Source organism: Odoribacter sp. AF15-53, assembly GCF_003479425.1.
Lineage (GTDB): Bacteria > Bacteroidota > Bacteroidia > Bacteroidales > Marinifilaceae > Butyricimonas.
In genome coordinates, this window is record NZ_QUHC01000001.1 from 17,731 (window position 1) to 40,652 (window position 22,922).

General features: G+C 44.1%; 16 protein-coding genes. 9 read left to right on the plus strand and 7 right to left on the minus strand.

Going from position 1 to position 22,922, the window contains the following annotated elements; genetic code table 11:
- The 5 genes from DWW52_RS00080 to DWW52_RS00100 all read right to left on the minus strand — a co-directional run bounded on the left by DWW52_RS00080 (nucleotide 1) and on the right by DWW52_RS00100 (nucleotide 9,989).
- On the minus strand, nucleotides 1-2,403 hold the full coding sequence (locus DWW52_RS00080; protein ID WP_118713409.1) for an ABC transporter permease: 2,403 nt from the start codon (nucleotides 2,401-2,403) through the stop codon (nucleotides 1-3).
- Between the two features lie 2 nt (nucleotides 2,404-2,405).
- Nucleotides 2,406-4,751, minus strand: a complete 2,346-nt coding sequence (locus DWW52_RS00085) for an ABC transporter permease (RefSeq protein WP_118713411.1) — start codon at nucleotides 4,749-4,751, stop codon at nucleotides 2,406-2,408.
- Nucleotide 4,752: 1 nt separating this feature from the next.
- Nucleotides 4,753-7,140: an ABC transporter permease gene (locus DWW52_RS00090; RefSeq protein WP_118713413.1), complete on the minus strand. Its 2,388-nt coding sequence runs from the start codon at nucleotides 7,138-7,140 to the stop codon at nucleotides 4,753-4,755.
- Between the two features lie 38 nt (nucleotides 7,141-7,178).
- Complete coding sequence (locus DWW52_RS00095) at nucleotides 7,179-8,429, minus strand: efflux RND transporter periplasmic adaptor subunit (RefSeq protein ID WP_118713415.1); 1,251 nt, start codon at nucleotides 8,427-8,429, stop codon at nucleotides 7,179-7,181.
- A 210-nt stretch (nucleotides 8,430-8,639) separates the two neighbouring features.
- Nucleotides 8,640-9,989, minus strand: coding sequence for a TolC family protein (locus DWW52_RS00100; protein WP_158582439.1), 1,350 nt, complete (start codon nucleotides 9,987-9,989; stop codon nucleotides 8,640-8,642).
- A gap of 245 nt (nucleotides 9,990-10,234) precedes the next feature.
- On the opposite strand from DWW52_RS00100, the gene DWW52_RS00105 reads away from it, so the two are divergent.
- From DWW52_RS00105 to DWW52_RS00125, 5 genes are all read left to right on the plus strand, one after another.
- The gene (locus DWW52_RS00105; RefSeq protein ID WP_118713419.1) at nucleotides 10,235-10,921 is read left to right on the plus strand and encodes an ABC transporter ATP-binding protein; all 687 of its coding nucleotides are present in this window, start codon (nucleotides 10,235-10,237) and stop codon (nucleotides 10,919-10,921) included.
- Between the two features lie 31 nt (nucleotides 10,922-10,952).
- Complete coding sequence (locus DWW52_RS00110; protein ID WP_118713421.1) at nucleotides 10,953-12,623, plus strand: redoxin domain-containing protein; 1,671 nt, start codon at nucleotides 10,953-10,955, stop codon at nucleotides 12,621-12,623.
- A 24-nt stretch (nucleotides 12,624-12,647) separates the two neighbouring features.
- A complete protein-coding gene (locus DWW52_RS00115; protein ID WP_118713423.1) occupies nucleotides 12,648-14,009 on the plus strand; it encodes a sigma-54 dependent transcriptional regulator in 1,362 nt (453 codons plus the stop codon).
- A gap of 9 nt (nucleotides 14,010-14,018) precedes the next feature.
- The gene (locus DWW52_RS00120) at nucleotides 14,019-15,347 is read left to right on the plus strand and encodes a PAS domain-containing sensor histidine kinase (RefSeq protein ID WP_118713425.1); all 1,329 of its coding nucleotides are present in this window, start codon (nucleotides 14,019-14,021) and stop codon (nucleotides 15,345-15,347) included.
- A gap of 66 nt (nucleotides 15,348-15,413) precedes the next feature.
- Nucleotides 15,414-15,656: a hypothetical protein gene (locus DWW52_RS00125; RefSeq protein ID WP_118713427.1), complete on the plus strand. Its 243-nt coding sequence runs from the start codon at nucleotides 15,414-15,416 to the stop codon at nucleotides 15,654-15,656.
- 247 nt (nucleotides 15,657-15,903) lie between these two features.
- On the opposite strand, the gene abc-f is transcribed toward DWW52_RS00125, so the two are convergent.
- Together abc-f and DWW52_RS00135 are read right to left on the minus strand one after the other, a co-directional pair.
- A complete protein-coding gene (abc-f, locus tag DWW52_RS00130; RefSeq protein ID WP_118713429.1) occupies nucleotides 15,904-17,769 on the minus strand; it encodes a ribosomal protection-like ABC-F family protein in 1,866 nt (621 codons plus the stop codon).
- A gap of 113 nt (nucleotides 17,770-17,882) precedes the next feature.
- Nucleotides 17,883-18,614, minus strand: a complete 732-nt coding sequence (locus DWW52_RS00135) for a DNA alkylation repair protein (protein ID WP_118713431.1) — start codon at nucleotides 18,612-18,614, stop codon at nucleotides 17,883-17,885.
- A 143-nt stretch (nucleotides 18,615-18,757) separates the two neighbouring features.
- On the opposite strand from DWW52_RS00135, the gene DWW52_RS00140 reads away from it, so the two are divergent.
- The 4 genes from DWW52_RS00140 (at nucleotide 18,758) to DWW52_RS00155 (ending at nucleotide 22,909) form a co-directional block, all read left to right on the plus strand.
- Entirely contained in the window at nucleotides 18,758-19,561 is an 804-nt protein-coding gene (locus tag DWW52_RS00140) for a ParA family protein (RefSeq protein WP_118713433.1), read from the plus strand.
- Nucleotides 19,562-19,699: 138 nt separating this feature from the next.
- A complete protein-coding gene (locus tag DWW52_RS00145; RefSeq protein WP_118713435.1) occupies nucleotides 19,700-20,593 on the plus strand; it encodes a ParB/RepB/Spo0J family partition protein in 894 nt (297 codons plus the stop codon).
- Nucleotides 20,594-20,601: 8 nt separating this feature from the next.
- Nucleotides 20,602-21,321 carry a DUF5683 domain-containing protein gene (locus DWW52_RS00150; protein ID WP_233556610.1) on the plus strand — a complete coding sequence of 240 codons (720 nt, stop codon included), beginning with the start codon at nucleotides 20,602-20,604 and terminating at the stop codon, nucleotides 21,319-21,321.
- 10 nt (nucleotides 21,322-21,331) lie between these two features.
- Nucleotides 21,332-22,909, plus strand: a complete 1,578-nt coding sequence (locus DWW52_RS00155; RefSeq protein ID WP_118713437.1) for a lytic transglycosylase domain-containing protein — start codon at nucleotides 21,332-21,334, stop codon at nucleotides 22,907-22,909.
- Nucleotides 22,910-22,922: the final 13 nt, after the last annotated feature.

Here is a 22,922-nt window from a genome sequence, read left to right on the forward strand (position 1 = left end):
CTATTCGGTTTTAAGTGTATCAATTGGGTTTTGACGGGCGGCCTTTCGGGTTTGCCAGATTGTGATGGCGAGGACGACGAGGATGGAGGTAAGAAAAACGAATATGAATAATCCGGCGTGTATTTCTATTTTATAAGCATAGCCTTTTAGCCATTCTCTGGAGGCGTAGTAGGCAACGGGTAGACCAATGAAACAGGCGAGAAGGACTCTGGCGAGGAATTGGCGGTTGAAGAGTTGCATGATTTGCCATTCGGTAGCGCCGTTTACTTTGCGAAGAGCGACCTCCCGGGTCTTGCTTTCAGCCATGAAGATGGAGAAGGCGAATATGCCCATGCCACCGATGAGGATGGCCGTGAGGGCAAACAGGATGATGAGTTTGACGACGGCGATATCTTTGCCGTATAATTCGGTAAAGTTGTATTCTTCACATTTAAAGGCGGTATTGGGGAATTTCTCTTGGAACATTTCCCGGATGTAGCGGTATACGTTTTGGTATTCTCCGGTCTGGTAATGGACGATCATTGTAGAGGATATCTGGGGATATTCGTACATGAGTATGGCCGGTTCCGAGTATTTATATAGCGGGAAATATTGAAAATCGTCAACTACTCCCACGATTTTGAGGGGGTATTCACGATCCCATAAATTGAGAATGGTTTCCAACGGATGATCCAGTTGAAGTGCTTTCACAAGAGACTGATTAATGATAGCTTCTCGGATATAATTGGGACGTAATCTCGCAAATTCTTTCGGGTCGGAGGGGTAATTGTGCTTTATCAGGCTTCGGCCTTCCCGGAGATGGATTTGGTAAGTGTCGATATAGTCTGCATCGCCAAGAATAATGCGAGCTTTGATGGTTTTCTCCGGTTGACTGGCCAACGAGACAGGGTCGGCATCCTCATAACATGGGAGAGGGATTCCATTGCTGGCGTTGAGAATGGCCGGGTGATGTAAGAGTTCTTGTTTTAGAGTTTCGTATCGAAATTCTTTATCCGGCCAGTAGAAATATAGGATGTTTTCTTGGTTGAATCCCAAATCCATGTGTTCCATATAGTTCATTTGTCTTGACACCACGATGGCACAGAAAAGTAGGGCGCTGAAAATCGTAATTTGTACAACGGTAAGTATTTTTTTGATATCCTTGTACCGGGGAACGGGTTGGATGGCCTGTTTGAGTCCGTTGCGGTTTAATCTTCTATGGGGGTATAAGTGCAACACGAGTCCGGTTAAGAACATGGTGGAGAAAACAAGTAGGAGGAATCCTGCTAATTTTTGAAAGGATAGGTGGAAAGCATACGGGTGTTCCGGAGAGAGAATTTCTATGATGTATGGGTGTAACACGTAGGCCAGTATGAGAGACAGAAGTAAGGCGCATAGCGTGTGAATGCCGATTTCCAGCGATAACTGGTGTCGTATTGTCCGATTGTCTGCACCGAAACATTTTTGTATGGCCATGCGGGTAATATCTTTATTTATCTGGGCAGTTTTGATCATCATGTAGTTACCTAGCGCTAGGAATAGAACTAGTAAAGTAATTCCGTAGAGAAGGAGGGATAGGGATATTTGTCCCCGTAAAATGGAATCGGAGGGAAGGTGATTTGAATGAAAATAGATGTCCGTTAGGGGTTGTAGTTGGCACCTGTGCTCATCGGCCTTCAGGTAAGAATTGTTTTTTTCGATCATTTCGGGTATCATTCGCTCGATAACGGGGATATCGGCTGTTGATGTCAGTTGAAGGTAGTTGTATGAGGAAAGGAATCCCCAATAGAGCATGTCTATTGAAATGGCTCGACTGTCAATAAAAATGTCGGATTGGATAGAAGAATTTGCCGGAAGGTTCTCGATCAGGGCTACAATTCGGACCGCACATCCGTGATCGTTCTCGGAATTTAAGTCTTTGATGAATACTGTTTTGCCGATAGGGTTTTGATTGCAGAAGTGCTGTTGGACGTATCTTCGGGTAACGACGCCCCAATTTAATACCGTACTGTCGATTTCTCCTTGTATAATCGGAAAATCAAATATTTGGAAGAAATTTTCATCTATGAAAAGGCTTTTGGGAATAGGGATATACTCCTCCTCCTCGTTGTTTCTTATTCCATAAGAGTTGAAGGGTACGACTCTAGTGTAATTGACAATACCGGGGATTTCCTGTTTGGCATAAGGACCGATCAGGTAGGCGGTGAGACTTTCCCACTCTTTGGATTCCAGGTCTTGTTCGGTTACCCGGTAGATGCTTCCCGCATTGGAATGAAATTTATCCATAGTCCATTCCGTGATCACGTGATTTGAGATCAATAACGTGGCGGTGAAGGCTATGGCTAGACCTACGATATTGATAACGGTGTATACCTTGTTTCTTTTCCAGTTACGGAGGATAATTTTGAAATATTGCTTGAACATGATTATTCTGTTTTAAGTGTATCAATAGGGTTTAGGGTTGCAGCATACCAGGATTGCCGGATCACGGTAAGAATCCCGATAGCGATCATGAGCAGGATGCTCGTGATAAAAATCCATGGGGACAAGGGTGTCCGGTATATAAACTGGGATAGCCATTCTTGGGCGAGATATCCTGCCACGGGAATCCCTAATATAGAAGAAAATAACATCCATTTAATAAAGCGTCCACACACGAGCAACACGATTTGCCTTTCCGTGGCCCCGTTAACTTTGCGCAGGCAGATTTCTTGGGAGCGGCACTCCACTGAATACCAGGCCAGGCCGAACAATCCGAGGCAGGATAGGAGCATACTGATCCAGGTAAACACGGAAACGATACGTGCCGTACGGAATTCCTCGTTATGGAGTTGTCTATAAAAATCAGCCAAAGTTGTAAAAATCAGCGGGGATTCGGTCGGTGCGATATCCTGCCACAAATGTTGTAATTTATTGATCGTGGCTTTCGTTTCCCCTGTCCGGGTTTTAATCACCGTGCCTTGGGCATTCACCCAATCGTCACTATCCTGAATAATCAATAGCGGTTGTATTTCATTGGATACATGGTCGATAACGTAATCTTTGATAACCCCTCCGATTATATATTCCGTCCCGTCGAAATCGAAAGTACCTCCTATCGGGTTTTCGATCTGTTTCTTCCTGACAAGAGCTTCGTTAACAATGACTTTATTGCCAGAATTGTTTGAATGATTCAGCAAAGAATCTCCTGCGATAAGTTCTGCCTGATAAAAACGGAAAAAACGTTGATCCATTTTCAGCGTGTTGGCGTTAAACTCCCGGTTCGCGATGGCCCCGTTATTCAGGGGAAAGGTTGACGTGTAATCAATAACTTCCGGTAGCGTGATCACCTTCTCTTTGAATGTTTTCCATGCGTGTTCATCCGGTGACTTATTATATTGTATGGCAACGATCGACTCGCTGTCCGGGCGGATATGCGTGATATACTCGGTTTGGTATTTTATCGTTATGAATAGCACCAGCAAAATAATGGAAATCGTGAATTGAACTACGATAATTCCTGCAATGAGCGAGGAGCGATGCGTGTGATTTTTCCTTAAAATATCGGATAACGAGATTCTTTCAATTTTGTACAGGATGTAGATAGACGGGAGTAGTATAACGGCTGCAAGGGTATAGAAAATAATCCATGACGTTTCTCCTCGAAACAGTTCCTGAAAAGTCAGCCGGGATTCCATGAACGTGTTGAATGTTGGTAATAGCATGTAAATGACGGCAAGCGAAATTCCGAAAGCGAAGATGACTTGTAGGGCGGTTTCTTGAATAACTTGCATACGGATTTCGTTTTTCGAAGCCCCGTGAATCAATTGCTGACCGGAATAAAGCAATCGTTGGAATGACCGGGTCAGGTTGATATTCACGTGATTAAAACATGCTATAGCGAGAATCAGCAAGGCAATCCACAAGCTTGTTTGCAGTTGATTGTGATCCCGGTATCTGAAAAGTTCAGTTTCCGAATAATCTTTCGTGTAATACACCTGTCGCACGGGTAGGAATGAAAGACGGGCCAGAGTTTCGTCCCCGTTTATCTTCTCGTTTAATGAAGAGATATCACTCCCGTTTTGAAGTTTTATCAAACTGTAAAACCATGAGGTGCAGAATTCCGACGGGGGATTCATCTCTTCGGGGGTGAACCCGATGAATAATTCGTAATTCAAAATACCCGGCTGTCGGTCGTCGATAACAGAGGTAATCGTGTAATCCTGTTTTACCTCTTCTTGACGTACTCCGTATTTTTGGAGCCATATATCTTTATATGTTCTGAGGGTAAGTGTTTCGCCCGAAGGATTTTCTTTGCCGAACGTCCGGAGTGCGAAACTTCGGGTAATGGCAACTTCCGTGGGATGCGACAAGGTTTGCTGTAGGTTACCGGCGATCATTCGCGGGTGAAAAATCCGCTCTATCCCCGGGGTGACTTTATATGAATGCTTGATATCCAATTCTCTGCCTTCCCGGTACATCGAGACATATTCTTTGCGAAAGGTACAGTAGTCCGTCACTTCCGGGTATTTGTCATGCAGTTCACGGGCAATCTTTTGAGGGGTAGAGTAAGTTTTCAAATCACTGTCGTGGTAGAAAGCATCCTTTTTCTGAATGGCATATACTTGTCCTTCGTCGGGAGTGGAATGTGCCGTGTAGTCTTCATTCATGGCGAACCCGATGAGCAAGGTGCTGCAAGTAAGTCCGACAATCAAGCTGAAAATTGAAATGCAGGGATATATTTTCTTCTTGGCCCAGTTACGGAATAGGATTTTATATTGAAATGTTCGCATGTTATTCTGTTTTTATAGCGTCAATCGGGTTTTTACGTGATGCCCGGCGTACTTGCCAGATCGTGATCAGTGTAATGAATAGTAATGATAGACAAACCACGCTAACCGTGATCCAGCTGTCCACTTTTATTTTATAGGCAAAATCTTGTAACCATATCCGGCAAAGGAGATAGGAGCAGGGAATGCCGATCAGGCAGGCGATCGCTACTTGTTTCACGAAAATGCGGTTCAGGCAGATCATAATTTGCTTTTCGGAAGCCCCGTTTACCTTGCGTAGGGCGATTTCTTTTGTTTTACTCTCCGTGATGAATATGGAGAATGCCAGTACACCCATACCCCCGATGAGGAGTGCGATACCCGTGAATATATATATGAGTTGGCCGAGAGTGATTTCTTTTTCATACAGTTCGGAATAAGGAAAATCCCTGTAATAAAAGACTTTTTCCGGGTGACGGGCTTCGTGGATTTGTTTGAGGTGTTCAATCACCTCGTTTCGTTTTCCCTCCCGGTAACGAACGATAACCGAGAATAGAACTCCGGGCAGGTCGCTGCCTAACATGGCGGGTTGTATCGGTTCGTGGAGCGAACGGAAATGAAAATCCTGCACGACCCCGACAATCTGTAATTTCGAGTGATTGTTTTCCAGCAGTGTCCCGATGGGGTGTGATAAGCCCAGCTTGCGCACGAAGGCTTGATTGACAACGATCTCTACGACATCAACGGGTTTGACGGAATATATTTCCGTGGTGGTAACTTTACTTTTGGCATCCCGACCTTCCACGAGTTTTATCTGGTAGGTGTCAAGGTAATTTTCGTCACATAGGAGGGAAAAAGTTTGTATCACTTTTTCCGGTTGATCCGCCAAATGTATATCCCAATGCGCCCAGTTACCGATCGGGAGTAAAGCCCCGTTGCTCGTGCTGAGGATGTCCGGGTAACCGGATAATTCTTCTTTTAAGGAGATAACTTCTAATGGATTGGGCCAGCCGAAAGTGATCGTGTTGTGGTTATTGTATCCCAGGGGTTTATCCTGAAGAAAACTGATTTGTTTGACGAATACGATCGAGAAAAATAGCAAGGCACAGAAGATCGTTAATTGTGCGATCAATAAAATATGTTTGAATTCCCAGAAAGAACGGGAGGAGGTCATCGTGCTTTTTATGCCGGAGATATTCATCTTGCGGGTAACGTAACCGTAGGTGACACCCCCGACACTCCCGATAAATACAAGGAAAATGGCAAGGAAACCCATGATTTCCGGGAAGGTCAGGTAAAAGGGAAACGGACGTAACGGGGAAATGATCTGTATGAAATAAGGGTAAAGAATGACGACCAATACGATTGTCAGGATAAGAGCCCCTAGTAAGTATATCCCTATTTCTAATAATATCTGGGAAAGCATGCTTCGATTGCTGATTCCGAAATATTTCTGTATGGCAAAACGTTCTGCATTTTTATGTGCTTGTGCCAGTTTCATAATGAGGTAGTTACAAAATGCGAGGATTAAGATAAGTAGGACGATACCGCTCAGGATCAGGTTGAATGTTCCGGAACCTTGTGCGAACGGGATATCGTAATTCTGAATGTGATCCGAGTGAAGGTACATTTCCCGCAAGGGCTGTAACCGGAACTCTTTTCCGCGTTCCCGGACATATTCGGCTTCCCGGTATTCGATTTCTTGTAATTGTTCTTCTGTTTTATGAATATCGGCATGGTCTGTCAATAGTAAAAATGTCCGTATGGTATTTCCTGCGCTGTATCGGAACATTTCTTCAATCACGGAAAAGTCCAGAATCACGTCGGCTTGGATGGACGAACGGACGGGGAAATCCTTCATAATCCCAGCAATGTAAAAGGATGATTCTTTGCCGCTCGTGTATAGATTTTCGAGGTATAGAAGTTTTCCTACTGGATTTTCGTCTTTGAAATAACGTCTGGCAACGGTTTCTGAAATAACGGCCCAACCGGGTTGCATGGACTCTCTTAATTCTCCCGATATCAGGGGAAACGTGAACATGCTGAACAGTTGGCGATCGGCGTAACCACAGGTGATACCGCCTTGGTAATGATCCGAATCTTCCCACCGGAGTTTGAGTTCTCTTGCCGTGATGATCCGGGTATAGTCGAGGACATCGGGAATCTCGGCTTTGGCCAGTTCTCCCAATGGGCTGCAAACCTCGGAATCCCAGTAGGAATATCCCGTTGATTGTGTCGTGATCCGGTAAATATGATCTCTTTTCTCGTGAAAAGCATCTGTTTGCCATTCTTTCATCAGGTAGGTGTAGATCAGAATTGAAGCTGCGAGAGCAATGGCCAGCCCGATCGTGTTGATCACGAGGTAGCTCTTTTGTCTGAGAATCTGACGCCATACCAGTTTTAGATGATACATATCGAATTGTTTTTAGCCGTGTTGCAAAGTACAAAAAATCACTTGAAAATAAGTCGTTCGTTATCGCCAAACATTTCATAGCCCGACGTGATGATCTTCTCGCCCGGTTGAAGTCCCTCCGTCACTTGATAATGGCGGGGATTCTGTTTCCCGATTTTTATCTTTCGGCGGAAAGCCTCCGTCCCGTCCGGTGATAGAACGTAGATCCATTGCCCCCCGGTACTTTGATAGAATGTACCTCTCGGTATGAGTACCGATTCATCGGCGGCCCCGAGTTGCAGGTTGATATGATACGTTTGTCCCGTCCGGATATTGGGCGGTACGGTTGTCGTGAATTCAAGGTCGGTTTTGAATTGACCGTTTTTCACGTCCGGGTAGACCTTAGAAACTTCCATTTGGTAGTCTTTACCCTGCCGTTCCAGTGTGGCGGTCAGTTTTTTGCGCACCCGGTCGATATAATGCTCGTCTATTTGGGTCATTACCTTGTAGTCGTTCAGCACGTTGATCTTTCCGATCTGACTACCGGAACCGATGATCTGGCCGATCTCGGCATTCAGATCGCTCAACTGTCCGTCGATAGGGGCTCGCACGTCAAGCCGATCCTGCCGTTCCCGTGTTAACTGCAAGTTTCGGCGGGCATTCTCCAGTTTTTGTTTAAGCATAAACACTTGCGAGTGGCGGCGAATGGAGTCTTTCATTTGTTTTTCCGAAATCAACTCCCGGTTATGAATGGCATAATCGTAATCTTCTTTGGCCACAAGATACTCTTCTTTGGCGATCAAGTCCTCTTCGAAGAGTTGTTTATTCTGCAAGTATTTTCGTTTTTTTCGTTCCACATCGAGTTCAAGGGTTAACCGTTCTTGTTGCAGGTTCAACTCTTCCCGTTCCAGATCCAACAGGCTGTTCTGAACGGAATTCTCTTCTTCGGCAAAGTGATCCTTGCTGTTCTGTATCTCGGTTTCCAAGTTTTTACTTTCTAACCGGATAATCACTTCTCCCGCTTTCACCATTTCGCCTTCCTCCACGAGAATCTCCTTCACGCTTCCACCTTCTTGAGCCGTCAGTTGCGAGAAAGTCAACGGCTCCACGTTTCCCATGATCCGGATATAATCGTGAAATGTCCCTTGCCGTACCTCTTCTATCGTGATTTTCTCCTTGTCAACCCGTAGCGCTGATTCGTGATTCCCGAATACAGCCCACCCGATAAACCAGAGTCCGAATGCACCCCCGATCAGGTACGGAATATGTTTTTTCTTGATACCTCGTTTTTGTGTTATTGGTCGATCCATGATTTAATTTTAGATTTTAAATTTTAGACTTTAAATTGAAAAACGGATTAATTTAGTGATTTAGTGATTTCGGATTAAGTGATCCTGCCTATTCTGTGATTTAATGATTTACGATTAAATGATTCCCCCGCCTCTCTCTTCCTTTATAATCACAGAATCGTTGAATCGGCAATCATAGAATCTTCGAATCTCTTTTTTCATTTTCAATTTTCAATTTTTCATTTTCAATTGTAACGGTTTTCCCATGTAAAAATCAATCATCCTTTTTTGCATCACGTAATCCAGACGGGCCCGCAGGACGTCATATTTGGCTTCGAGGAGACTGTTGGATGTCGTGTTGAGGTCGATGATCGTGATCAGGCCCTGTTCGTAGCGTTTGCGGGCGGCATTGTAGGAGAGGGTGCTGAAATTCTCTCGTTGCAGGGCAATCCGGTAACGTTGCGTGCAGGATTTCAAGTCCTGTAAGGCTTGTTGTATCTCGTTGTACAAAGCTCTTTCGGTTCGTTGGTACTGTATCCGGGAAGATTGATAATTGTTTTTTGCCCTTTGCAGGCTTGAACGGCGACTCAGACCGGAGTAAAACGGGATACTCATGCCGATGCTGAAGCCTTTGCCGATCTGGTTGCGGTCGGTGATCTGGGAGAAAAAATCTCCTGATCGTTGATCGCTATAATTGCCGAACGAAATACTGCCGCTAATGCTGATTGACGGGAATAATCCCGCTTTTGCCGTGTACAGGTTGAGTTGGGCCGATCGGATCTGATAAGTGGCCAGTTGAATCTCCGGCAAAGATTGAATCGCTTGCGTGAAAACTTCATTGGTTTCCAGTTGGTGAAATTCCGGGAGTACTTTGCTGACCGACAAGGCGTCGATCGTTAACTCCTCTTCTGCGTTATAATTCATGAGATATTTGAGATTTGCCCGTGCGTTGAGGCAATTGTTCTGGGCTGAGATCAGTCGGAATTCCACTGAGGCTTGTTGCGCCTGCATTTCGAATAGATCGCTTTTCGGTTTTTTACCCAACTCGTATTCCCGTTCAATCTTTTTGAGGCGTAGGCTGGAGTTTTCCACTTGTTCTTGCGTGATACGTACTTCTTCTTCGGCGTATAATAAGGTGAAGAAGGCATTCATCACTTGAATGGCGATCTGGTTGGCTTGATTTTCTGTTTCTTTCCACCCCATAAGCTGGCTTAATTTTGCAGCTCGCAAGCGGTTGATATTGTTGAATCCTGCGAACACAGTAAGACTACTTCCAATCCCAAACCCACCGACCGACATGTACCGGGTATTCGTGTACGTGTTGGTTTCCGGGTCAATCCCTCGTCCGAAACTGTAACTGACACCGGGAGAAATCCCGCTCAGACTGGGGAATAGGGAAAGCGTGGCATCCCGGACTTCCAGTTTGTCATTTTTATTTTGTAACGCTCGTTGTTGCATGGAAAGACTTTTCTCCACGCCGTAGTCGATGCATTCCTGGAGAGTCCATTTCCGGTTTTGCCCGTGAACGTATAGTCCGGATGTTAAAATACTCAATAGTATGAAATATTGTTTTAGAATCATCATTTTTTATTTTATCTTGCATACGGTGGTACGAATGTTGTGCCAAAAGAGGAACGTGTTTGTTATCAGCAATATAGTGAAAAATAGATGTGGTGGGAGTGTCAAAAAATAAGACACGATTGTCTAATTATTTGACAATGGGGTACGGCTTGTTTTTGTTAATCTGTTGATAGTTAGTATGAAATCTGTTTTGGCATGATAATGGTAAATTCAACGGTAAGTTTTACTTGTAAATAGATTGAAACATGATAAAAATTGAGCATTTAAGTAAGGTATTTCGTACCGAAGAAGTTGAAACCACGGCATTGAACGACGTGTCGCTTCACGTAAAACAAGGTGAATTCGTGGCAATTATGGGACCTTCCGGTTGTGGAAAGTCGACCTTGTTGAATATCATCGGTTTGTTGGACAATCCCACTTCGGGCAACTATTATTTCAACGGTGAGGAGGTCGGGCATTTAAAAGAAAAGCAACGGACACAAGTACGTAAGGGAAATATCGGATTCGTATTCCAGAGTTTTAACCTGATCGACGAGTTGAATGTTTATGAGAACGTGGAATTACCCTTGATTTACTTGAAGAAAAAGGCTTCGGAGAAGAAAGCGTTAGTTTCTTCTATCCTCGATCGTATGAATATCAGTCACCGGGTAAAACATTTTCCCCAACAACTTTCCGGGGGACAACAGCAACGCGTGGCAATAGCTCGTGCTGTGGTGGCTGCACCCAAATTGATCCTTGCCGACGAGCCTACCGGTAATCTTGACTCGAAAAACGGGGCGGAAGTCATGAACCTGTTGACCGAATTGAACCAGGAGGGAACCACGATCGTCATGGTAACCCACTCCCAACATGATGCCTCGTACGCTCACCGGGTGATTCACCTGTTTGACGGTCAGATCGTGACCGAGTTGGAGAATCAAGTCGTGTTGTGAACTGATATAACAAATACCAAAAACATAAGATATGAAATATAAAAGCTTGTTCTTCGGATTCTGTTTGTGTCTCTGTTCTTTTTTGAGTTGGGGACAGCGGGTTGTAGAGGTACCCTGGTATGAAAGTACGAACACTGAAATGTTTGATATTATAAAAATCGAGTTGACAGAGGATGCGACGATCCTTACAGGGCAAGTGGATTATTTTCCGGATCATTGGTTCCGGGTCGTGGGTCGTACTGTTTTAAGAGGAGAGAACGGCAAAGAGTATAAACTGTTAAAAGCGGAAGGCATTACGCTGAACGAAAAGATGTTTTTACCGGAATCCGGTCGGATGACTTTCCAGCTTTATTTTGAATCTTTGGATGACAGTGAAAAAAATGTGGATTATGTGGAAGGAAATCATGAAGATGATTGGCTGATTCGGGGGATACGGTTGAGTGAGGAACAGGAACAGAAGGCCGAAATGCAGGAGTGCGTGATAAAAGGGGAGGTGATCGATCGTCCGTATAGTCATCGTCTGGCTTTGATCGGGTATAAAGATGATTTCCGAATTCATGAACCATATGCCATTATCCCCGTGCGAAATGGTAAATTTGAATACACTTGTAATTTGGAAAAAAATAAAGTGTATGAATTGGTGTTTACAGACGAAATGGCAAAATTAGCTTGGAGGCCGATCGAGTTTTTTGTCGAACCGGGAGAAATTAAGATAACAGCTTATTCATACGATTCGGATGAGAATCCTATCGTTCGGGGAGGCATCTTGAATGAACAATACTGGAATCATTGTCAAGAAAGAGATAAGAAATTTGCTTTAGATGATATCTATCGTCAATCTCGTGAACTGAGGGATGAAAAGCGTTATTTTTCACCTCGGGCCATGGAATTACAAGCATTGATGGAGCGGGCGAAAAACAATCGCCAGAAAAGAGACAGTTTATACCTGTATTATGATCAATTGCGGGAAAACAAAGAGGAATTGACCCCCGAGGCAAATGCTTTGCTTGCGAAATGGGAATTGACTACAACAGAAATACGGAAATACGATATGAATTATATAGCTACTTCTCCCTCGTTAGTTTCCTATTTTATGCTCATGAAAGAGATAAAAAATGTTTCGGATTATTTGGTACATGCCTTGCCAGAGGAGGCAAAGCGTTTTTCTTTTGTCGATCTTCAACAGTTGGAGCATTTGTATATTACGATTTACAAACCCATGTTTCCAGAGCATCCGTACACGTCCTCTATAGCGTTGATGTTGCAGTCTTTGGACCGGATTAAAGTTGGTGGAAACTATATTGATTTCACTGCACCGGATTTACAAGGTAATCCGGTTAGATTATCTGAACAAATTGATGGTAAAGTAGCGTTGATCGATTTGTGGGCTTCTTGGTGTGGGCCTTGTCGTCGGGCGGCTAAAAGCATGATCCCCGTGTATGAAAAATATAAGTCCAAAGGATTTACCGTGGTCGGGATAGCTCGGGAAAAAGCGATGCAAACGGCTGTGGCAGCGGCAGCACAGGACGGTTATCCTTGGAAAATTCTGGTCGAGATCGGGGATGCCGGAAATATATGGTCGATGTATGGTGTCGGGAATTCAGGAGGAGGAACATTCCTTGTGGATCGGGACGGGAAAATATTGGCTATTAGCCCTACTACCGAAGAAGTCGAGGATATATTGAAAAAAATGTTAGAGTAATTTGTAAAGATAAACGTTGTAAGCATGGTAAAACAGGGAACCATTCTCGTGGTGGATGATAACAAGGGCGTGTTGAACGCTCTGGAGATGCTGTTGTCGGGTGTTTTCCGGGAGGTGATCACGATTCGGAACCCGAATCAGATTGAGGGAGCTTTGGAATCCGGTAAGGTGGATGTGGTGTTGTTGGATATGAATTTCTCTGCCGGGATCAATTCCGGGAATGAGGGGCTTTACTGGTTGTCAAGGATTAAGGGAATTGCCAAAGGGATTCCCGTGGTTCTCTTCACGGCATATGCGGATATCGATTTGGCCGTGCGGGCCGTGAAAGAGGGAGCGACTGATTTTGTCGTGAAACCGTGGGATAATGCGAAGTTGATTGCCACTCTGCTGGCGGCTTATCGTTTGAATGAATCCCGTCGGGAGGTAAAACAGTTGAAAGAAAGGGAAGAAGTTTTGAAAGGACAACTTGCCCCGGAACGGGAGGTCGTGTGGGGTGAATCTGAGGCCATGCGTCGGGTATATCGACTGATTGAAAAAGTGGCAGTGACCGATGCAAACGTGTTGATTACCGGGGAGAACGGTACGGGAAAAGAGATCGTGGCCCGTGAAATTCATGCTCTGTCCAAACGGAATAGCGAGGTGATGATCTCCGTGGATATGGGAGCCGTCACGGAAACATTGTTCGAGAGTGAATTGTTCGGTCATGTGAAAGGTGCGTTTACCGATGCCCGGGAAGACCGGATCGGGAAATTCGAGGCGGCAAACAAAGGAACTTTGTTTCTGGATGAAATCGGGAACCTGTCTTACGGCTTGCAATCCAAATTGCTAGTCGCGATTCAAAGTCGTAAAATCATCCGGGTCGGGTCAAACAAGCTGATAAACGTTGATATCCGTCTGGTTTGTGCCACGAACAGCGACTTGCCCAGAATGGTGCGGGAAGGAACTTTTCGGGAAGATCTGTTGTACCGGATTAACACGATACATATCGAGATACCCCCGTTGCGGGAGAGAGGGAAGGATGTTCTGTTGTTGGCCGATTCTTTTTTGCAGGTCTACGGCCGGAAGTATCGCAAGCCGGATTTGTCCTTTTCGAGAGAAACCCGGGAACGGTTGTTGACCTATTCCTGGCCGGGGAACGTGAGGGAATTGCAACACACGATCGAGAAAGCGGTGATTATGTGTGACCGACAGGAATTGCGTCCCGAAGATTTTTTGTTTAAAAATATACCGGAACAAGTTTCCGTGGGAGAAACCTTGGAAGACATGGAAAGAGAAATGATCCGTCAGGCGCTGGAAAGACACAAGGGTAATTTGTCTGCAGTGGCAGCCCAGTTAGGCATCACCCGACAAACCCTTTATAACAAAATGAAAAAATTTAATCTGTAAGATAGCTATATGATTCGGAATATCACTTTGCGAGTTTTGGCGTATTTGATTCTCTTGATCGCTTCTGTCGCAGGCACCTGTTGGTTGGTGTCGGAGGAGGAATGGATGTTGGGGATTATCACGTCAGTTCTTGGCGTGTGGTGTTGTATCGGGATCGTGTGGAGCATCCGTTCCGTGAATCGGAAATTGGCTTACTTCTTCCAAGCTCTGGAAAATGATGATTATTCTATTCGTTTTCCAGAACAGGATGGTAGCCATTCGGAACGTTTTCTGAATAGTATGCTGAACCGGATCAAGGAGATATTGCAGAATACCCGTCTGGAAATCCAGCAACGGGAACGCTTCTATGAATTGATCATTAATAGCGTGAGTTCGGGTATCGTGGCGTTGGACGATCGAGGATTCGTGACGCAAAATAATCAGGTTGCCTTGAAATTACTCGGTTTGGAAGTTTTCACTCATGTCAATCAACTGGAACGGGTATCACCGGTATTGAAACAATTGGTGGCGGAGATCAGCCCCGGAGAGAGTCGGAGAGTGACATTCACGAATGAACGGGAAACCGTGCAGTTGTTGGTTAGTGCATCCCGTATCCTGTTACGGGATAGACCGATAACTCTGCTTGTGATGAACGATATCGAGAACGAACTGGATGAAAAAGAGATTGATTCGTGGATTCGTTTGATCCGGGTATTGTCGCATGAGATCATGAACTCGATAGCCCCGGTAACTTCGTTGAGTGATACCTTATTAGCCATGCATGCCGATCGGGGGAATTCCCGCGAGGAATTAAAACGCAACACGGAAAACGGGTTGAAAGTCATCAGCGAAACCGGGAAAGGGCTGATTTCTTTCGTGGAATCGTACCGGAAATTCACCCGAATTCCTCACCCCGAACGGGAATTGATAAATTTGAACGAATTCATTCAACGCATGATTATCCTCAGTAGCATGGAACCCAATTTCCCGGAAGTCAAGGTGGAAGTTCATATAGAACCCGAGGATCTGAAAGTGTTTGCCGACCCAAACCTGTTGGGACAGGTGATGCTAAACTTGATGAAAAATGCGTTCTACGCCTTGCGAGGACGATCAAATGCCCGGATCATGCTTTCGGTGGAACATGCCCCAAATGGGAAAGTGATGATCAAAGTGAATGATAACGGTCCCGGTATATCCCCGGAAATCATGAACGAAATCTTCGTACCTTTTTTTACGACCAAAGAAGAAGGTTCCGGTATCGGTTTGAGCGTGTCCCGTCAAATCATGCGGATGCATGGCGGTAATTTGAAAGTTTCTTCTATCGAGGGGAAAGAAACGACCTTTACCGTGGTTATTTAATTGACGGTCGCAAAACTTTTTCTTGTCAGCTTCGTTTCATCCGGTATAATTAGAAATTGAATTGCCATGAAAGAAAAGGAACAAAAACAGAACCCGTCGAAAAAGGAGAATGTTGACGTGAAAAAGCATTTGACCCCGGAAGAAGATGCGGAATTGCAAGGTGCTTACACGAATGCCCTGGGTGATATTTTAGAGAACAATGACGATGATGCCCGGGATAATCTGGCAAATTACATGGATGAGATAAAAGAAGAGTCGGAAGCTTTAGGTAGAGAAGCAAATGAAAATGCCTCTTTCAAGAAAGATTAATAACAATAGAAAGGAAGAAAAATGCAGATATTTTATTTACTCTAGCTTCTATCTTTATTTCATCTAGTTTCTATCTATCTTCTATTAGGATAGAAACTAGATGAAGATTTTGAGGTCATTTCGAACTTGTAGGATTATTTTTGAACGTTTGTGTCTATATGTATGAAGATACATAATGCACTTAATTCTCAATGATCTTTTTAGGAATATTTTCTCATATTTAGATATTTGTGTTGAACATCGGGAATTACTCGATTTCACTTAGTTCCAGCCAGCGCATCTCTTTCTCGTCTAACAGGTTGATAATTTCCGCTATACGTTGTGATGATTTCACGAGTTCATCTGTTCCCAACGTGCCGGAATTTAAGGCAGTTTCCAGTTCTGTCTTTTCCGTGTTCAGTTGTTCCATTTCGGTTTCCAGTTGTTGCATTTCCTGTCTCTCTTTGAACGTGAGTTTGCGGACTTTCTCTTTTTCCCTTACGGGTTTAGGGGCAACGGGGAGCTTTTTCTCCTCTTGTTTACGAAAAAGTTCTTCTTCCTCTTTCTTGTTTTTGTATTGAGTATAGTTACCCGGAAAATCTTTGACGATGCCATCACCTTCGAATGCGAATACTCGATCGACGACTTTATCCGTGAAAAAACGGTCATGTGACACGGTGATGAGGCATCCCTGGAAAGATTTAAGGTAGTCTTCCAACACATTTAGCGTCATGATGTCCAGATCGTTGGTTGGTTCGTCGAGAATTAGAAAATTGGGATTACTCATGAGCACGGTCAACAGGTATAGCCGTCGTCGTTCGCCCCCGCTGAGTTTTGCCACGAGAGAATATTGCAGTTTATCCGAGAAAAGGAAGTATTCCAAGAATTGCGAGGCCGACATGATCCGGCCATTACCGAGGTCTATTTTTTCGGAAATATTCTTTACTATATCAATCGGGCGGTCGTCTTCCTTGAATGTAATTCCATCTTGCTTGTAATAGCCGTAAACTACAGTTTCTCCAATTTCGATCGTCCCGCTATCCGGTTCGATCTGACGGGTGATGATGTTCAGGAACGTGGATTTACCCACACCGTTTTTCCCGATGATCCCGATCTTTTCACCCCGGACGAATTTGTACGAGAAATCTCGCAACACGCAAAGATCTCCGTAACTCTTGTTCACGTGTTCCAGTTCGAGAATCTTTTTTCCAAGACGTTGTCCCTTGATATCAAGTTCCAGTTGTTGCTCGGTTGTATTTTGTGATGCGACTTCTTTGATTTTGTAAAAATTATCGATACGGTATTTGGCTTTATGACCTCGGGCTTGAGGCATGCGGCGCATCCATTCCTGTTCGGTGCGTAATAGGTTTTTGGCCTTGTCGATCGAGGCGTTGCGGGCTTCTATCCGTTCGTCTCTTTTTTCGAGGTAATAGGAGTAGTTGCCGTCGTAAGCGAATAAACCGAAATCGTCAATCTCGATAATCTTATCGCACACCCGGTCTAAAAAATAGCGATCGTGAGTGACCATGAGTAACGTGGCTTTCGTCTTGTCGAGATACTCTTCCAGCCATTCGGTCATTTCCACGTCTAAGTGGTTGGTCGGCTCGTCGAGGATCAGGAAATCGGGGTTGCTAATCAGGATTTTTGCCAACCCAACTCGCTTGCGTTGTCCCCCGGAAAGTTCCTTGATACGTTGACTGTATTTATCTACTTTGAGTTCCGACAGGATTTGTTTCACTTGCGTGTCGTAATCCCAAGCTTCCATCGCATCCATTTGGGGGATAAGTACTTCGAGGGCCGTGGAGTCGTTGTCTTTCACGGCTCGTTCGTATGTTTTGATTAGTTTCAGAATGGGGTTTTCCGAGTTGAAAACTTCTTCAAACACGTAATTTTCTGGGTCGAGTTCCGGGTCTTGTTCCAGGATACCGATAGATATGTCGTTTCTGAAAATAACGCTACCCGTGTCCGCTGAATCTTTTCCGGCAATGATTCGCAATAGGGTGGATTTTCCCATACCGTTTTTTGCGATCAAGGCAACTTTTTGGTTTTTTCCTATTCCAAAAGTGATATTTTCGAACAAGAGTTGTTCTCCGAAACGTTTGCTTAGATTATCGACTTGTAAAAAACTGATCATGGAGTAATTTATGATTTTAGATTTTAAATTTTAAATTGAAGAAGCCAGAAATTTCAAATTTAGTGATTTCCGATTAGGAGATTCTCTCACACACCTCACCCTTTTTTTCATAATCACAGAATCGTTGAATCGGCAATCATTGAATTTAAAAAGGCTTTTCGTTTTTCTTCCTCGAAACGTTCAATGGCGTATCGTAACATGGTACGGGGCATTTGTTTATAGCGGGGGATGAGATAGTCGGTCAGGACTTGTTCGTCTTCTTTTCCGATCTCCCGTAAAATCCAACCTACGGCCTTATGGATCAGATCGTGGGGATGGTGTTGAAGAATGTCGGCTATTGCAAGAGCATCCTTAAATTCTCCCTGTTTAACGAAATGCATGCAGGATATCATGGCGATACGTTGTTTCCAAAGGTGATTTTCCCGAGCCCAGTCGTAAAGAATTTGTTTATCTTTATTGAAAAGCCAATGTCCCAGTATCTTGTAACAGCTTAGATCGACCAGATCCCAGTTGTTGATAGCGTCTACTTGACTTAGGTAAAAATTTACGCAAATCTCTCTGGAGGTGTTGTCCTTGTGTTTGGCATAGTAATAGGTCAGAGCCAGAAGTGCCGTCATGCGATATTCGTGCACGGGTGAGGCTAGTAGTTCCCGAAATGTGTCGAAATCCGAATCCGCATATTTCTTGGCGACGATTCGCAGGTTGGGAATAACAACTCCTATAAATTGGTCGCCTTCTCCGTATTCACCTTTTCCTGTTTTGAAAAAGCGAGGCAGAAAAACGGCCTTCTCCTCATCCCGGAATGTATTGATTTCATTTATAATTTCTTTCGTGCTCTTTTTCATCTTTCCCCCTGTTCATTAGTTCCCGGTGTAAAGGTAATTATTGTTAGTAAAAAAGTACCCGTTGTTATTAAAAAATTCAATAAAAATGGGGGACGTATCTTTTTTAATTGTATTTTTACCACATAATCGTAAAATGTGGATTTATGTCAAAAATAATAGCTATCGCGAACCAAAAAGGAGGAGTGGGCAAGACGACTACGTCTGTGAATCTGGCTGCTAGCTTGGCTGTTCTGGAACAGAAGGTTTTGTTGGTCGATGCAGATCCTCAGGGAAATGCGACAACGGGAGTGGGATATGATTTGAAAGAGTTAAAAGCGACTATATACGAATGTTTGGTGGACGGGTTGGAACCGAAGGAAGCCATCTTGAAAACCGACATCGAAAATATGTTTTTATTACCTTCCAATATAGATTTGGTGGGTGCCGAGCTGGAGATGTTGAATTTCGAGGAGAAGGAAAGCGTGATGGCAAAAATGTTGGCGAAAGTGAAAGATGAATATGATTATATATTGATCGATTGCTCGCCTTCGTTGGGTCTGTTGACAGTGAATTCTTTAGCTGCGGCTAATTCGGTGATGATTCCGGTACAGTGTCAGTACTTTGCATTGGAAGGGTTAGGTAAGTTGTTGAACACGATCAAGATTATTCAGAAACGTCTGAACACGGCTTTGGAAATCGAAGGATTCGTGTTGACCATGTACGATGGGCGTGTTCGTCTGTCTAATCAAGTGGTGGCCGAGGTGAGAAAGCATTTTGAAGAAATGGTTTTTGACACGTTGATTCAACAGAATGTGAAGTTGGCAGAGGCACCAAGTTATGGCCAACCGGTGATCCTTTACGATGCCGAGTGTCGCGGTTCCGTGAATTATTTGAGTCTGGCAAACGAATTGCTAGAGAAAAACCGCAAAACAATTGAAAATGAGAAAAGAGATTCGAAGATTCTATGATTGCCGATTCAACGATTCTGTGATTATAAAGGAAGAGAGAGGCGGGGGGAATCGCCTAATCGGAAATCACTAAATCTGAAATCTCCGGATTCTTCAATTTAAAATTTAAAATTTAAAATCTAAAATTGAAAGGGTTTTATGGCGAAAAAGAGTGCATTAGGTAAGGGCTTGGGGGCTTTGTTGTCGGATGCGGCAGAGGAAGCGAAACCGAGAGGCGGGGCTTCGTCGGCATTGCAGGAAGAGTTGAAGTTGAGTGATATTCGTCCCAATCCAAACCAGCCGAGGACTGTTTTTGACGAAGAGGCATTACAGGAGTTAGCGTCTTCTATCAAGGCTATCGGTATCGTGCAACCGATCACCGTAAGAGAAGTGGAGGACGGGAAGTACGAGATTGTTGCCGGGGAGCGTCGGTTCCGGGCTTCGAAGTTGGCCGGATTGGAAACGATACCCGCTTATATTCGTAAGGTGGAAGAAGAGTCTGTGCTGGAATTGGCATTGATTGAAAACATCCAGCGGGAGGACTTGAATGCTATTGAGATTGCTATTTCGTACGAGCGGTTGATTGATGAGTGTAACCTCACGCAGGATGCGCTGAGCGAACGAGTGGGTAAGAAACGGACGACTATTTCCAATTATTTGCGATTGTTGCGCTTGCCAGCACCAATTCAGTTAGCGATCAAGGAACGGAAAATCAGTATGGGACATGCCCGTGCTATTATTAATATAGAAGATCAGGAAACTCAGTACATGGTTTTCGAACAGATCATGAAATACGATTTCTCGGTGCGGAAAGTAGAGGAGATTGTTCGCGAGTTGATGAAACCCGAGGAGATGAAAGTAAAGAAGGCCGAGCGAAAACGGCAACCTATTGGAGATTACATGGAATTACAGACTCATCTGTCCCGTTATTTTGACACGAAGGTTGACTTGAAGCGTAACGAGAAAGGGCGGGGAAAGATCGTGATTGCATTTAAATCAGATAGCGAGCTGGAACGTATTGTGGAATTGCTGGATAAGATGGATAAGAAATAAACTTTATAGTGAGCAGGATTTTAGAGAAAATAGTTTTGATTATCCCGGTTTTATTGTTTTGTACGGGAGTGACGGCATCGGAATATCGTTCAGATTTCCCTACAATTATACGAGATACGCTGATTGCGACGGATTCTTTGACATTCACGGGAAAGGAAGAAGCGTTAGCCAAATCGGTGTTGAGGAAAAAGAATAAAAAACCTCATTCACCGCATCGGGCAACGATTATGGCCATGATCCTGCCGGGATCAGGACAGATTTATAACGGACAGTGGTGGAAATTGCCAATTTTGTATGGAGGGGTCGGGGCCACGGTTTACGGTTTGTCATGGAATATGAAATATTATAAGAAATACCGAACAGCTTTCGTGGATTACACGGGTTACTTGAATGATCTGGAGGCTAATCCGGACACTCCTTATCCGTCGAATGCAAGTTGGGATAAATTGATGTTGCCCGGTAAGACAGCAGAGAATTTTCAGCCGGAAATGCGGAAGCGTTTACAGGAACAGTTAAAGACTAAAAAAGATAATTATAAACGAAATCGTGACTTGTTGTATATTGTTTCGGGTGCTATATACGTGATTCAGATTATTGACGCCACGGTATTTGCCCACTTCTACGATTTCGAGATTAACGAAGATTTGTCACTTAATCTTCGTCCTTCAACCGGATTTACGCCCGTGAGTGGCGGAACCGTGGGTTTGACATTAACTTTTAATTTTTAAAGGAAGAAGCATGCGTTTTGTGTTTTTATGGTTATGTGTGATTTTATGTTCTAACATGGTATATGGGGAGAGTGATCGTGATTCTTTGAAAGTGAGAATTGGTGATCCTCGTTTAAATTTAGGAGCCCCGGTGTTGTTGACTGATTCTATCCCTGGAGCGTTTATCGAACGGTTGGATGAGTTGTATAATAAATGGTACGTGACGAAGCTGGAAACTGGGAATTACGTGGATTCCGTGTATCTTACCGAAATGGTTACCGGACCGGCTGTGCCTGACTCTGTTTATTTAAATCGTTTGGATACCCTGAATTCGGCTATCAAGCTTTCGTATAATGATATCGTACGGAATTATATCGAACTATACACCGTGAGACGACGTGCTCAGGTAGGGACAATGTTGGGGTTGAGTACTTATTATTTCCCCATATTTGAAGCGATTCTGGATCGGGAAGGTTTGCCGCAGGAGTTGAAATTCCTGCCCGTGATCGAGAGTGCCTTGAATCCCCGTGCATTTTCTCGTGCGGGGGCTTGCGGTCTTTGGCAATTTATGTACGGGACAGGAAAGATGTACAAGTTGGAGATTAATTCTTTTATCGACGAACGTCGTGATCCGGTGAAATCCACTGAGGCTGCCGTTTGTTTTCTGAAAGATTTGTATAAGATATACGAGGATTGGATTTTGGTTATTGCGGCTTATAATTGTGGGCCGGGTAACGTGAATAAGGCTATCCGGCGTTCCGGAAGCAAGAAGAATTACTGGGATATTTATTTCCATTTACCCAAGGAAACCCGCGGTTATGTTCCGGCTTTTATTGCGGCCATGTATACGTTTAATTATCACAAGGAGCATAATATTTATCCGTTGGAAAATGAGTTGCCGACGATGTGCGATACGATTATGATTTCGGATGCGTTGCATTTCGAGCAGATCGCCAAATTGATGGATATTTCCGTGGAACAAATCCGGGATTTGAACCCGCAATATCGCTCGGATATCGTGCCTGCCGGTTTTGGGAAGTGTTATGCCCTGCAAATGCCTTACAATCACGTGGGCGAGTTTATTGATAAGCAGGATACTATTTTTGCTTATAATCGGAATTATTATTTTAATGACAGTGATCGTACGGCCGACCCGAAGACTCGTTTCAAGAAATACGCTCATGCCCACGCAGCTCCGAGTAATAAAGCCAAGTTGGTTTACACGGTGAAGAGTGGGGATGTGATCGGGAAAATTGCGGAAAAGTTTAACGTGCGCCTGTCGGATTTGAAATATTGGAATGGGATGACCAAGGATCGTATTAATATAGGTCAGAAGATCACGGTTTACGTGCCGCAAAATAAGGTAGATTACTATCAGTCCAGGGTAAATGCCAAATATGCTGGTGTTGCGGCTAATGCAGAGGTGGAGACTGAACCTCTTGCCGAAGGCGAATTCCAGTATCACACGATCAGAAGTGGAGAGAATCTTTGGACGATTGCTAAGAAATACCCGGGAGTGTCTAATCGTGATATCATGAAATGGAATGGATTGACGGATCGGACGGCAAAGAATTTGAAGCCGGGGCAGAAACTGAAAATCAAGATTTAAGTGGAAAAGTGAG